The 12,778-nt window shown below is 43.3% G+C and carries 14 protein-coding genes; 10 read left to right on the top strand and 4 right to left on the bottom strand.

Annotation, left to right across the window (positions count from 1 at the left end; genetic code table 11):
* The first annotated feature begins 107 nt into the window (after positions 1–107).
* From G5B00_RS18185 to G5B00_RS12275, 3 genes are all read left to right on the top strand, one after another.
* Complete coding sequence (locus tag G5B00_RS18185) at positions 108–428, top strand: hypothetical protein (protein WP_240894477.1); 321 nt, start codon at positions 108–110, stop codon at positions 426–428.
* An 8-nt stretch (positions 429–436) separates the two neighbouring features.
* Positions 437–1,201, top strand: coding sequence for a DUF695 domain-containing protein (locus G5B00_RS12270; RefSeq protein WP_240894479.1), 765 nt, complete (start codon positions 437–439; stop codon positions 1,199–1,201).
* A 148-nt stretch (positions 1,202–1,349) separates the two neighbouring features.
* Entirely contained in the window at positions 1,350–1,826 is a 477-nt protein-coding gene (locus G5B00_RS12275; protein ID WP_163875634.1) for an META domain-containing protein, read from the top strand.
* Between the two features lie 58 nt (positions 1,827–1,884).
* Here G5B00_RS12275 and G5B00_RS12280 read toward each other — a convergent pair whose 3' ends face one another.
* On the bottom strand, positions 1,885–3,372 hold the full coding sequence (locus G5B00_RS12280; RefSeq protein WP_163875636.1) for a PLP-dependent aminotransferase family protein: 1,488 nt from the start codon (positions 3,370–3,372) through the stop codon (positions 1,885–1,887).
* Between the two features lie 153 nt (positions 3,373–3,525).
* Between G5B00_RS12280 and G5B00_RS12285 the strand changes: the two genes are divergently transcribed.
* Positions 3,526–5,397 carry a TonB-dependent receptor plug domain-containing protein gene (locus G5B00_RS12285; protein ID WP_163875639.1) on the top strand — a complete coding sequence of 624 codons (1,872 nt, stop codon included), beginning with the start codon at positions 3,526–3,528 and terminating at the stop codon, positions 5,395–5,397.
* A gap of 34 nt (positions 5,398–5,431) precedes the next feature.
* Here the strand turns inward: G5B00_RS12285 and G5B00_RS12290 are convergent, their stop codons facing one another.
* Positions 5,432–5,812 (bottom strand): hypothetical protein, encoded by a 381-nt coding sequence (locus tag G5B00_RS12290; protein WP_163875642.1) that lies wholly within the window; start codon positions 5,810–5,812, stop codon positions 5,432–5,434.
* A gap of 290 nt (positions 5,813–6,102) precedes the next feature.
* Between G5B00_RS12290 and G5B00_RS12295 the strand changes: the two genes are divergently transcribed.
* Positions 6,103–6,891: an SDR family oxidoreductase gene (locus G5B00_RS12295; RefSeq protein ID WP_163875644.1), complete on the top strand. Its 789-nt coding sequence runs from the start codon at positions 6,103–6,105 to the stop codon at positions 6,889–6,891.
* Positions 6,892–6,951: 60 nt separating this feature from the next.
* Here the strand turns inward: G5B00_RS12295 and G5B00_RS12300 are convergent, their stop codons facing one another.
* Positions 6,952–8,151 (bottom strand): MFS transporter, encoded by a 1,200-nt coding sequence (locus G5B00_RS12300; protein ID WP_163875647.1) that lies wholly within the window; start codon positions 8,149–8,151, stop codon positions 6,952–6,954.
* A gap of 93 nt (positions 8,152–8,244) precedes the next feature.
* Positions 8,245–8,688, bottom strand: coding sequence for a nuclear transport factor 2 family protein (locus G5B00_RS12305; protein ID WP_163875650.1), 444 nt, complete (start codon positions 8,686–8,688; stop codon positions 8,245–8,247).
* Between the two features lie 199 nt (positions 8,689–8,887).
* Between G5B00_RS12305 and G5B00_RS12310 the strand changes: the two genes are divergently transcribed.
* The 5 genes from G5B00_RS12310 to G5B00_RS12330 are packed head-to-tail and all read left to right on the top strand — an operon-like array spanning position 8,888 to position 12,771.
* Positions 8,888–9,202: a hypothetical protein gene (locus G5B00_RS12310; RefSeq protein ID WP_163875652.1), complete on the top strand. Its 315-nt coding sequence runs from the start codon at positions 8,888–8,890 to the stop codon at positions 9,200–9,202.
* Positions 9,203–9,205: 3 nt separating this feature from the next.
* Positions 9,206–10,486 carry a hydroxymethylglutaryl-CoA reductase gene (locus tag G5B00_RS12315; protein WP_163875655.1) on the top strand — a complete coding sequence of 427 codons (1,281 nt, stop codon included), beginning with the start codon at positions 9,206–9,208 and terminating at the stop codon, positions 10,484–10,486.
* A gap of 1 nt (position 10,487) precedes the next feature.
* Complete coding sequence (locus G5B00_RS12320) at positions 10,488–11,063, top strand: CDP-alcohol phosphatidyltransferase family protein (RefSeq protein ID WP_163875658.1); 576 nt, start codon at positions 10,488–10,490, stop codon at positions 11,061–11,063.
* 3 nt (positions 11,064–11,066) lie between these two features.
* On the top strand, positions 11,067–11,792 hold the full coding sequence (locus G5B00_RS12325) for a phosphatidate cytidylyltransferase (protein WP_163875661.1): 726 nt from the start codon (positions 11,067–11,069) through the stop codon (positions 11,790–11,792).
* 7 nt (positions 11,793–11,799) lie between these two features.
* Positions 11,800–12,771 carry a UbiA family prenyltransferase gene (locus G5B00_RS12330; protein ID WP_163875664.1) on the top strand — a complete coding sequence of 324 codons (972 nt, stop codon included), beginning with the start codon at positions 11,800–11,802 and terminating at the stop codon, positions 12,769–12,771.
* Positions 12,772–12,778: the final 7 nt, after the last annotated feature.

A 12,778-nucleotide genomic window follows, 5' to 3' on the forward strand; every position in this document is an offset into this window, starting at 1 on the left:
TTAATGAAAATATCGCTACATATACTTACTTTTTCATATGCGTAAAATATTGTAGTGGTGAAGGTACTTATTGATGATATAATCGAATGTTAAAGTAGAACATTAAAATGGGATTTTTAAACAAAATTTTTGGTAAGAAAGAACAGCAGGTTCAGAACTATGGAGACTTTTGGGAATGGTTCAAAAACAATGAACAGGTCTTTTATAATGTCGTAAAAAGTGGTAAGGACATTGAAACAGATTTTTTTGATAGGATGTCCCCAAAGCTTAAAGAAGTGAAGGATGGAATATTCTTTCTGACGGGAATGTGTGACGAGCATACGGCCGAACTGATATTTACGCCGGATGGATATATCAAAAACATTGTTTTTGTGGAAGAGCTCGTCAATGCAGCTCCGACATTGACAAATTGGAGTTTACAGCATTAAAACCTGCAATGGACATCAAAAACGTCAGTATCCGAATGGGAGATTATACGTTTGATAGTGAGCACTTGTCGTTTTATCCGATCGAACATGAAAATTATCCGGATGAGGTAGATATTGTCGTAATCCATGAAGACCTGAATGAAGAAAACAAAGCACTTATTACCAATGGAGTTTATATTTTTCTGGACAATTATCTCGGCGAGCTGAATTCACTGACCGAGATTGACAACCTCACGGTAATATCCAAAGACCAGGTACAGCAAGAGTTGATTCCCATAGGAAAGCTTAAAGATTATCTCATATGGCGGGAGAAAGAATTTGTGGAAAAATATAGCGGAACCCGTTATGATACCGAAAATGACCGTTACGCGAGTTTGGAAGCAGAGCTGCAAAATGGGTTGCCTTTGATTGTTATCGTCAACACCACCTTGCTCGAATGGGATGCTAAGGCCTCACACCCCTGGATGTTGAAAGTGGCCGTAAAATACGATGGTCGCCACAACAACGGTTTTCCTGACAAGAATACCTATGAACTGCTCAATCAGTTTGAAGATGATATCATGCTGGGGCTGAAGGACTTTGAAGGCTATCTCAATGTGGGAAGGGAAACTGCCGATGGAGAAAGGGTTATTTATTTTGCGTGTAAAGACTTTAGGAAACCGGCAAAAATCGTATATGATTTGACCGTAAGATATACAGACAAACTAGACTTGTCCTATGAGCTGTATAAAGATAAATACTGGCGGTCGCTGGATATGTTTAGACCGAATTAAAATATTTTGGGAAAACCATTGCTATCTTTTTTTGTTGTAACAAAAACGAGACAATATCGAAAAAATAAAGGTTATGCTATCGGTAGGGAAGGTAAGTTAGGGTTATCGTATCCTTATGAATAAGCAAAACCAAATAAACACACAACATATGAAAAAAAGTATCTTTATCCTTGCATTGGCCGCTGCCACAGCGGCTTGCAACAATTCAGGAAGACAACAAGAAGAAGCTACGGAGGAAATAACTCAAGCTGATACTATCGAGGCTATCGTTGTGCCCCCTGATATATTTGATAAGGAATGGAAGCTTACGGGATTGAATGGCCAAGCTATTGTATTGGACACCTCGTTCAATGCTGAACCTCACCTGCTTTTTGACAAAGTCAATAACAGGGTAATAGGAAATGCCGGCTGTAATGGCTTTGGAGCCAATCTTGAACGCATAGGAGATACGGGTATAGTGATATCGGATATTGCCGCTACAGAGATGGCTTGTCCTAATCTTGAAATTGAACAACAGTTTATCGAGGTCTTGAGAAAGGTGACGAGCTATCGTATCGAAGGCAATACACTGACACTCACAAGTGAAAACAACGAAGCGTCCGCTCAGTTGGAAAAGAGAAACTAATCTTCTTTAACCCATGTTTCCTTGCAAACAAAGGAGGCATGGGTTGAATAACCGTTTTTTAACCCTCTATTTCATACAAACTCTCTTGAAGAATAGACAGGGCTGCTGTCATCTCTTCTGTGGTCATATGACCGAATCCCAAACGCATCGCCGTTGTTTGTCGATTTTGATAGAGGATGTTTTTGGGAATAAAAAGATCGCGCTTTTGGCATTGCTTGGCAAGGCGTAGGAGAGGTATAGGGTTATTCCATTCTAACCATAATGCTAGCCCTCCACTGGTTTTTTGGTAGGTTAACCTGTCTGAAAACCGTTGTTCTAATAAATTACAGAGGTGGTCACGCCGTTCACGGTATATTTTGAGTGATTTTTTAAGGAATCGGTGTATATCGCCTTCCTCGATCAGTTCACCCAACACGTGTTCCATCAATATATCACCCTGATGGTCTATCAGCCCAATGTATTTTTGCAATTCGCTCATCAGATTGATGGGAGCGACTACAAAACCTGCCCGGAAACTCGGCGCTAAGGACTTACCAAATGTACCTATATAAATGACCATCCCTTCTACGTCTGCACTGGCGATTGGCATGGCAATGCCTTTTTCATATTGAAAATCATAGTCGTAATCGTCTTCGACAATGACAAACCCGTATTCCTGCGCTAGTTTGAGCAAAGCTATCCGTCTTTCAGCACTAAGCGGCACTGTTGTCGGGTAATGATGGTGTGGTGTGACGTAGATAAGCCGTACCTTTTTATGCTTTAGTTTGGCGTGGATAGCGTCTGTATCTATTCCATCTTTGTCCAGGGGAATAGTTTCTATTTTTGCTCCGGCATCCTGAAAAATCATGTTGGCCGCAAAGTTACTCCATTCTGCCACAAGTACCAGATCATCTTTTTTGAGTAGCAGCTTGGCAATCAGATACAGACTCATTTCGGTGCCACGGGTGATCAGAAGGTTATTTTTTGAAATATGCAACCCACGCGAATAGTTGAGATAATTGCTCAGTTGCTCCCGAAAATAGGTGCTTCCTTCATAATTGTAGTGTTCGAATTTTCGACGAGTGCTTTTCCTTTTTATGGAAGCAGAATAAAGGCTGGATAGTCGGTCAAACTGTGTCAGACGAACATCGGGTGTGCCATCGTTGAATTGGTATTGATTGGAAGCATATTCGAATGGGCTGTTCAAGATGTTGGATATAGAAAAATCGAACCCCGTCCTTTCGGGGTATTGTACCAAGGATACCGTCGATGTATGCCATCTGTGCTTATTGTTGTGACTGTTGTTGATCACAAAAGTACCCTTATTCGGTACGGTTTCGATCCAACCCTGTGCTTCCAATTCCTGGTAGGCATTCACGATGGTCTGTCTATGTACCTGCAAGAGTTGGCTCAAGGTGCGTGTGCCGGGTAGTTTAATCCCCAAGGGTAGGTATCCCCGTTGTATGGCATTGACCAGTTGTTGGGCCAATTGTAGATAGAGAGCAGACGTATGGTGTCTGTCCAATTGGATAAAACTTAAAAATGGAATTTCAGCCGGACTACTCATATTCTTAAAAGTGGACTGGTTAAGTGTGCCGGAAAGATACGAGTTTTGTGTGAATTTTATAGGCTTTAGGCGATAAGCTATAGGCAATAGGCTTTTTATAGCTTTGGGCTTATGGCATATAGCTTACAGCCTATAGCCTAAACTTTTAATAATATGTTGAGAAAATTTGTGCTTTTGGGTGTCTTTGCTACACCGCTCGTGAGTTTAGCCCAGTCTATGGGACAGGATACCACTGTCATGTCAGAAGTTGTCGTATCCGAAAACCGTCTGCAAATTCCATTTAGTAAATCTACAAGAAATATACAGGTAGTCACGAGGGAGGATATACAACGATTGTCCGTGAAGTCTGTCAATGAAGTCTTGGCTTTTGTCGGCGGAGTAGATGTGCGGCAGCGTGGGCCTTTCGGTACGCAGACTGACATCGGGATAGACGGTGGCAGTTTTGACCAAACATTGATTTTGCTGAATGGTGTTAAGATTTCGGATGCACAGACCGGACATCATTCGATGAATATTCCTGTGCCATTGGATGCGGTGGAACGCATTGAGGTATTGAGAGGCCCTGCGGCACGCGTCTATGGGATCAATGCACTTACGGGAGCCATCAATATCATCACTAAAAATCAGGAAAGCAATTCTTTTTCTGTCCATGCACAGGCAGGTTCTGGATTCAAAGAGAAGGAAGAGGGAGATGGTGGAGGTATCTATGGCGGTGGAAGCCTCCAGTTGGTGGCCAACATTGGTAGCCGTTCTTTCCAAAATCTATTGACCGTATCGCAGGATCTATCCAATGGTCAACGGTACAATACAGCATCCCACAACAGAAAGGCGTTCTATCAGGCTCGTCTGCACGTTGATAAAGACAATAGTATACACTGGATGGCCGGAACCATCCACAATACTTTTGGGGCCAATGGCTATTATGCTGCTCCGGGAGATAAAGAATCGCAAGAAGTAGTCAATACCTCCATCGTCAGCGTAGGATCGGATCACAAAATAAGTCCTCGTTTTACCCTCAAGCCTCGAATCAGCTACCGATACAATGAAGACGATTACCGTTATTACAGGGATGATCTGAGCAAAGCTCGCTCGGAGCATAGCACAAACGCTTTTTCGGCAGAATTGAACAGCACTTTCCAATCTTCTATCGGTGATTTTGGTTTTGGCTTGGAGACACGTTCCGAGAAGATCGAAAGTACCAACATCGGCAACCATAGCCGCAATAACCACGGTGCCTATGCTGAATATCGTACCGAAGCCATTCGCAATGTACTATTGAACGTAGGCACATACCTCAATTACAATACAGATTATGGTTGGCAGGTGTTTCCGGGTTTGGATGTCGCGTATCTATTCCATCCTTCGTGGAAAGTGGCGTTCAATATTGGTTCCAGTCAACGCATCCCATCTTTTACGGACCTGTATCTCAATCAACCTGCCAATATCGGAAATCCAGATCTTAAATCGGAGAATGCATGGCAGTACGAAGCCTCTATGCAATATCATGCCGGGAGCGTAAAGGTACAGACGGGTTATTTTTATAGAAATATTACTGAATTTATCGATTGGATCCGGGAAAATGAAGCTGATCCTTATCAACCGTACAATTTTGGTGAAAATAGAGTGCAAGGCTTCAACTTTAGTGTAGGGCAACAGTTGCGGATAAATGAACAAAGTTCATTTAGTTATCAAGGTAGCTACAATTACCTCGTTCCGAAAGATCTTGTGTACGAGAGCGATATCCAATCCAAATATATCTTGGAAAGCTTAAAACATCAAGCTATCTTTCGATTAGCCTATCAGTATGATGTATGGCATATTTCATCGGGCAATAGATTTATCAAGAGAGAGTTGAAAAACAGTTACTTTTTGACGGATTTACGTGTCGCATATCGTCACAAAGGGGTGAATTTGTATGCAGATGTGACAAATGCGCTGGATAAGTCGTATATAGAGACAGCAGCAGTTCCTTTGCCGGGCAGATGGTTTTCTTTGGGAATAAATTATACGTTGAGTATGAGATAATGATCTATGGTGGGTCTAAGCCCACCACAACAGCTCAATATACCTTTGGACTTTCCAACAGGTCCGTGATACATCCCAATACTTCAAACTCGCTATGTCCATCTTCCAACATTGAGAAAGTCAGGTAAGCGGCGTATATTTCGGTACTGAACATGATGTGCTTGTCCTCCACAATAGTGTCTATAATCTCGTCACGTATGTCGAGACCGATATGCTGAAGCTCGTTATGCAGGCTGGTGGATATGGTTTCATGACATTCTCCGGAGGCAAATCCTACAATAATGTGGAGTAGCAAGGTGTCAAATACATCAGACCCTAGGTCTTTGAATTTGTTGGCATAAAGCTCGTAATCAAATCGCTGTTTGGCACTGTTCACGATTTTATCCCAAATGAGAAATTCTGTTGTTGTTTGCATAGGACACAAGTTTATAACGTAATAAATATAACGAAAAAAAACTTTTAGAACAAAATAAAAAGGTGTTTTTGTAGATACGTTGTACTGTGCCTAGCTCTAACCTATCGTGTATATACCTCTCTAAAGAATACATCCCGATATATCGGAACGCCAGATTTGTGCTAGCGCACGCGTGTCGCGAGTGCTTAAAATTTGGTCTTTACCATTCATTTCCTTCTTTCCAAAATTTTATGGATATTGTGGAGAAGATTTTTTATTAAGTTTATATATAAAGGTAATAGGGTAAGAATATGGATATTAATCTGTTAGGAAAAAAAGCATTGATCGGAGGTAGTTCTTCGGGAATCGGCCGGGCTATCGCGCTACAGTTGGCCAAGTGTGGGGCAGAAGTGATATTGATGTCAAGATCGGAAGATAAGTTGAAATCCACCTTGTTAGAATTGGATACCTCTCACGGTCAAGACCACGGATATCTTGTAACAGATTTTAACAATTATCATCTTCACAAGAAAAATATAACGGATTTCTTTGCCCGTCAAGGGGTCGATATCTTGATCAACAACACACAAGGCCCGACTGCGGGTACAGTTCTTTCGAAGGGAGAGGAAGATTACCGGCAGGCATTTGAATTGTTGTTTCAGCATGCAGTATATACGACCCAATTGGCACTTCCATATATGAAAGAGCAGGGATTTGGTCGTATAATCAATGTGTCATCCATGACGGTCAAAGAGCCTCAGGATAATCTGGTGCTCTCTAATACCATGCGGACAGCACTGGTCTCGTGGAGCAAATCCTTGTCCAATGCTGTAGCTAAAGATGGCATTACGGTCAACTCTATCTTGACAGGCTATTTTGAAACGGATCGATTGAACAGCTTGATGGACGCGCAGGCCAAAGCTGAGGGACGTGCTTTTGAAGAGGTGCGGAAGCAAAGAATGTGCGCTGTACCCGTGCAGAGATTGGGGCAACCCGAAGAATATGGATATCTTGTCGCCTTTTTGGCATCGGAATATGCTTCCTTCTTAACGGGAGCTGGCATACCGTTGGATGGCGGGATTTCGGGTACGTTGTTTTGATTTTTAATCTATGTGTATAGAGATGAGAGACGTAAGATCTTACGTCTCTACAATGTTTCTTTATCCTACTTTTCTAAGGTAAGGTTCCTGCTGACCGTCGATCACCTTGGTTTCTTTTCTCTCTACTTTTTTTAAGAACACAAAAGCCAAGACGGCTCCTGCGGATGCCATAACTACACCGATCAATGAAGGGTAATTGTACGCAAAACCATAGGCAATGGGAATGGCACCAAAATATGCTCCTAATGAATTGCCGATATTGAAGGATGCCTGTCCACCGGCGGCTGCAAAAGTTTCTGCACCTTTGGCATTATTGATGAGCATCATTTGCAGAGGTGACCCTATCGTGAAGGCAACCATGCCTGTAATGAACGCCATTGGATAGGCCAATGCGGTGATATGTGCCGTAAAGAACAGTATGGTAAGACATAGTGCCATGGATGAAAAACACAGTATAGCGGCTTTACTCGGCGAAATGGTGTCAGCCAGTTTTCCACCGATGATGTTTCCAAAAAACATACCCACGCCAATCAATATCATAACGGTAGAAATGCTTTCGGGTGCAAGACCAGATACCGAGGTGACCAATTTTGAAATGTAGCTGATCCAGGCAAACAGGCCTCCTGTTCCGATAGCGATGACAGCTACCATGAGCCATGCATCCCATCGCTTAAAGTAACTGATCTGTTTCTTGATATTATTGCTTTTGTTTACAGGTAGTTGTGGCATCCAAAAATAGATAGCCAAACAGGTGACAAGACCGAGTAAGCTAATGGCTCCATATGTAAGTTGCCAAGCATAATGATGCCCTATATAAGTTCCGAAGGGTACTCCGGCGAGATTGGCGATGGTCATACCCGTAAACATGACCGATATGCCTTGGGCTTCTTTCCCCGGTTTTGCCAATTGGGCGGCCACGACAGAACCTATACCGAAGAATGCACCGTGCGGAAGACCGGCGGCAAACCGTGCCAGGAAAAGCGACCAATGTGTGGGCGCTAAGGTAAAGAGACCGTTAAAAAAGAAGAATAGAAGCATCAGGAAAAGCAACACCCGCTTGGGAGGATAGGTCGAGGACAATGCGACCAAGGTAGGTGCTCCGACGACGACGCCCAATGCATAAAGACCGATCAGGTTGCTTGCTGTAGGGATATCGATACCGATGTCTTTGGCAATATCGGGCAGTATACCCATCATTGTGAATTCTGTCATTCCTATGGCTAATCCGCCAAATGCCAAAGCAATCAATCCTTTATTCATATTATTCTGTTGCCCAATTCTGAAATCGGCACAAAGATAGAAAAAGGAATGTCAATTCTATGTTAAGAAGTCGATCAAAGCATATATTGCCAACTAAGGCAATTTAAAAGCTTGTCTGGCCAGGAGTTTCCAACCGTCAGACGCTTTTGTCCATACCAATACAATACCTAGTCTTATGTCGGCGGGACCTTTGCCGGGATCGTTTGTTCTGGCCAATAAGGTATGTCTCACAATGGCTGTGTTATCTTCTATATCGATGTGTTGGTCTTCGATCTTTATCTCCTCAAATACCGAAGCTCCGGAGGCGATGGTTTCGACAAATTCCGATTTGTTTTCGATTTTTCCGCTCGAATGACCGTAAGACAGTTTGTCCGAAGCCAAACCACTCAGGCTTGCGCTGTCTGCTTGGAGCATGGCCTGTACAAGTTTGTCCACGGCTTGCTCGATAGGTACTACCGATGTTTCATCGGATGGGGCAGAAGGGGTTCCACAAGAGGCCATCAGAATAACCGTGGCTAGAATGAGTTTTGTTGACATATTTGTTGATTTAAATCGTGTTGACGATATAAATATACGTTAACAATTTATCAATTGCCATCTAAAAACAGAATTTCTATAAAATCTGAACTTTATCCATTCTCGACAAGATGTATGAATTTTACTTTTCGAAGGCTTTGTTGCCAGAAATAGGGAAGTTGCATGATTTCTTCTTATCTTTAAAAAAAGAAAGTTACGTATGAAACAGCTATTGGTTGCTTCATTGGCAATGCTGCTGATGTCGTCCTGCAATTTTTTGGTAAATAATGAAACATCCAAAAAAGAGTTTGTGGATGGTTGTAAAAAAGAGTTTGTGCAGATGGGGGTAGAAGTGGAGGATGGTCTTGTAGAGGACTATTGCACTTGTTCGGCAGACAAAATACTATCCAAGTTTGATATTATTGACCTGATCAAAATGAATGATACAACCAGTCAGGTGTACAGGGAATCGCAGGAGTTGATAAAACCTTGTCTCGATGCATTCAGAGCACAATTGGAAGAACCGGAATATTAACATATGGCGTCATCTTTAGAAAAAGCGAGTACGGCACTTCATATTATCAATACCGTACAACAAATGGAACAGATTATTTCCAATATCCGGAATAAGGAGTTGCAGTACGTTCATGAAAACGACAATTTGCCGTTTGAGCCTCATGTTTCGGCAGAGGGCATAGCGAATCGCAAATCATTTTTGAATAAAAAAACAGGTGTCGAGATACCTTATCTAGCAAATGATGCCTCCTTTGAGGATTATGATTCGCTCAATGGAAATATAGAGAACTATATAGGCATGGCACGTATACCGACCGGTGTGGTCGGCCCGTTACGCGTGATCGGTTCAGCGGCGCAAGGGGATTTCTATATCCCACTGTCTACTACGGAGGGGGCATTGGTGGCCTCTTACCATAGGGGGGCTAAAGCCTGTTATCTGGCAGGGGGCGCGACCTCTATATGCCTCATGGAAGGTGTGCAACGTAGTCCTGTATTCAAGTTTGATAGTTTGGCAGACTTGGGCCTTTTCGTAGCCTGGTTGCTGCCGCAAGTAGACAAATTTAAGGAAATCGTCGGCCAAACCAGTCGTTTTGCCCAATTGATGGATGTTAAAATCCAAATAGAGGGAAATCATTTGATCGTGACATTTGAGTACCATACCGGCGATGCTGCAGGGCAGAATATGGTTACGATATGCACAGATGCAATCTGTCAATATATTGTGTCGACCTGTCCTACCAAACCGACTTTTTGGTTTATTGAAGGAAATTATTCGGGAGACAAAAAAGCTACAGCACTCTCTTTTACCAATGTGAGGGGAAAGAAAGTGACGACCGAAATTGTATTGCCCAAGGAAATCATACAACAGGTGCTCAAGACTACGGCGGAGCAGATGAGCGAATACTGGCGCACGTCAACCATGGGCATTATACAGAGCGGAGCAATAGGAGCACATGGACATTATGCCAATGGGTTGACAGCATTGTTTTTAGCGACGGGGCAGGATGTAGCTTGTGTGGCCGAAGCGGCTACGGGCATCACAAGGATGGAGATACGCGATGATGATTCGCTCTATGCGAGTGTCACGCTTCCCAACTTGGTGGTCGGTACAGTAGGTGGAGGAACGCATTTGCCCACGCAACGGGAATGTCTGGAACTGATGGGATGTTATGGGCAGGGCAAAGCCCGCAAGTTTGCCGAGATATGTGGAGCCGTGGTGTTGGCGGGCGAACTGTCCATTGCAGCCGCACTTTCTGCAGGTCATTTTACACATGCGCACCAAAAATTTGGCCGTAAAAAATAACATGAAGACCAAGGAAAATATCTACAATGTCCCCAATGCGTTGTCTGCATATAGGATTTTGGCACTGCCTTTCATCATTTACGCTATTGTCGTGCAGGATAGGACATTGTTTATCACGTTGATTTCCATCAATCTGGTTACCGATATCCTTGATGGGTTGATCGCCCGGATGTTCAGATTACAGACTGAATTGGGGGCGAGGTTGGACTCGTTGGCAGATATCGGTACGTATATCATGGCCTTCAGTGGCATGATTGTGCTCGAATGGGATTTTGTGACTGCGTATAAATGGGAATTCATCCTGTTGATCGGTATGTGGGTTTTACCACAACTGATCTCATTGGCGCGGTTTGGGCGGTTTCCGAGTTTCCATCTTTATTCCAGCAAGATTACAGGTTATATCCAAGGGATATTTATTTTTACGTATTTTCTGTTCGGCTTCCATCAAGGATATTTTTATTTTATGTTGGTATTCAGTTGCCTGTCGTATCTTGAGGAACTGTTGTTGGTGCTGCTCTTGCCCGAACTGAGGTCCAACTTAAAGAGCATATTTGTTGTGTTTTCAAAAAAAATCTAGGCGATGTATTGGACGTTGTTCTATTTGGTCGTTGTTTTCTTTGCTATTGGAGCTATAGCTATTGCTCACTTGAATACCAAAAGTACGTCTGTACAACAACGGGAAAGATGGGGCAAATATGTTTTTTACATAATCATTGTGGCTATTACCGTGTTGGCTATCCGTTATGGATATATGTGGCTGTTGGCGTTGCTACTCGTGAGTATCGGCCTGTTTGAAATCTTCAAAGTCTGGACAGAGAGCAAGAAGAGAAATCTTGGGGTATTGTTGTTGGCGCTGGTAGTCTATGGCCTTACCGCCTATTGTTTTTATCGGTTTTCGACGATAGCAGATACACAAAGTATCTTGTATGTGTATACGATAGTGTTTACATTTGACGGATTTGCGCAGATCAGTGGGCAATTGTTTGGGAGGCGCAAGATATTGCCACGCATTAGTCCCGAAAAGACCGTGGCGGGGGTGATAGGAGGATTGGTAATGGGTGTCCTGGTCGGACTTTATATGATGTGGTTGAATCAACGGATTGGTACTTGGCAATGGATGTTACCCTTGCTGGTATGTCTAGGAGCGTTTGTGGGAGACACCTTGGCCTCGTGGTACAAGCGGATATGTGGTGTCAAGGATTACAGCCGTATGATACCGGGACATGGTGGCGTGTTGGATAGGTTTGATAGTTTTTTATTTGCCGGGGCTGTGATGTTTGGCGGAGTAATTGCTTGGATAGCGTAAATATGGAATGAAGAATACGCGAATATATAATGAGTATAGCAAAGCGGAGGAAAATATAGCTTCGTTTTTGCGGCGGTTTTGGATTTACCAAAAAGAACGATTTCCATTATTGGGACACGGTTTGCTCGTGACGGCTTTTAGTTTTTCGGCGATAGCCTACAGCCGCATATGCCGTGGTGCGGAAGGGTTTGTGGATTGGACGACCTTTTTGGTAGGGATATTTACTACGGTCAGTTTATTCTTTTTGGTACGGGTATTTGACGAATTCAAAGATGCGGAAGAAGATGCGCGGTATCGCAAAGAACTACCGGTGCCGAGAGGAGTGATTACGTTTGCGGAGCTGAAGATGATGGGTGTCATTGTGGTCTGTTTGCAGGTCGTTCTTAATGCTATTTTCTTTCCCAAGATGTTGGCGCTGTATGCCGTAGTCATAGGGTATCTGTGTCTGATGGGGAAAGAGTTTTTCGTGGCAACATGGTTGAAGAAACATCAGTTTTGGTATGTGGTCTCGCATATGTTGATCATACCATTGATCGATATCTATGCCAGCGGCCTGGATTGGCTGTTGGCGGGTGCGGAGGCTCCTAAAGGATTATTGTTCTTTTTTGCAGTATCCTATATGAATGGTATTGTATTGGAGATAGGCCGTAAGATCAAGAGTCCCGGCGATGAAAAGGAGGGTGTGCAGACCTATTCGGCGATGCTGGGGACGCGGAAGTCGGTAGGGATATGGTTGGGAGTACTGTTTGTCACACTTTTGTTTAGCCTATTGGCATCGGGCTATGCAGGTTATGGTTGGCTGGCTTACGGGGTATTGACGGCATTGTTTGTACTGTGCAGCATACCGGCTTTTTTGTTTATACAAAACAAATCGGGCAAATCTGCAAAGGCCATAGAACTGTCGTCTGCACTTTGGACGATAGCTATGTACCTCAGTCTTGGGGGAATCCCCATGTTGGAGCGCTGGCTGTGGGTTTAATGTTGTA

Source organism: Parapedobacter sp. SGR-10, from assembly GCF_011030405.1.
Lineage (GTDB): Bacteria > Bacteroidota > Bacteroidia > Sphingobacteriales > Sphingobacteriaceae > Sphingobacterium.

Excerpts from the sequence above, each read along its gene's own strand:
- G5B00_RS18185 (WP_240894477.1), top strand. The coding sequence starts at position 108 with ATGGGATTTTTAAACAAAATTTTTGGTAAGAAAGAACAGCAGGTTCAG.
- G5B00_RS12270 (WP_240894479.1), top strand. The coding sequence starts at position 437 with ATGGACATCAAAAACGTCAGTATCCGAATGGGAGATTATACGTTTGAT.
- G5B00_RS12275 (WP_163875634.1), top strand. The coding sequence starts at position 1,350 with ATGAAAAAAAGTATCTTTATCCTTGCATTGGCCGCTGCCACAGCGGCT.
- G5B00_RS12280 (WP_163875636.1), bottom strand. The coding sequence starts at position 3,372 with ATGAGTAGTCCGGCTGAAATTCCATTTTTAAGTTTTATCCAATTGGAC.
- G5B00_RS12285 (WP_163875639.1), top strand. The coding sequence starts at position 3,526 with ATGTTGAGAAAATTTGTGCTTTTGGGTGTCTTTGCTACACCGCTCGTG.
- G5B00_RS12290 (WP_163875642.1), bottom strand. The coding sequence starts at position 5,812 with ATGCAAACAACAACAGAATTTCTCATTTGGGATAAAATCGTGAACAGT.
- G5B00_RS12295 (WP_163875644.1), top strand. The coding sequence starts at position 6,103 with ATGGATATTAATCTGTTAGGAAAAAAAGCATTGATCGGAGGTAGTTCT.
- G5B00_RS12300 (WP_163875647.1), bottom strand. The coding sequence starts at position 8,151 with ATGAATAAAGGATTGATTGCTTTGGCATTTGGCGGATTAGCCATAGGA.
- G5B00_RS12305 (WP_163875650.1), bottom strand. The coding sequence starts at position 8,688 with ATGTCAACAAAACTCATTCTAGCCACGGTTATTCTGATGGCCTCTTGT.
- G5B00_RS12310 (WP_163875652.1), top strand. The coding sequence starts at position 8,888 with ATGAAACAGCTATTGGTTGCTTCATTGGCAATGCTGCTGATGTCGTCC.
- G5B00_RS12315 (WP_163875655.1), top strand. The coding sequence starts at position 9,206 with ATGGCGTCATCTTTAGAAAAAGCGAGTACGGCACTTCATATTATCAAT.
- G5B00_RS12320 (WP_163875658.1), top strand. The coding sequence starts at position 10,488 with ATGAAGACCAAGGAAAATATCTACAATGTCCCCAATGCGTTGTCTGCA.
- G5B00_RS12325 (WP_163875661.1), top strand. The coding sequence starts at position 11,067 with ATGTATTGGACGTTGTTCTATTTGGTCGTTGTTTTCTTTGCTATTGGA.
- G5B00_RS12330 (WP_163875664.1), top strand. The coding sequence starts at position 11,800 with ATGAAGAATACGCGAATATATAATGAGTATAGCAAAGCGGAGGAAAAT.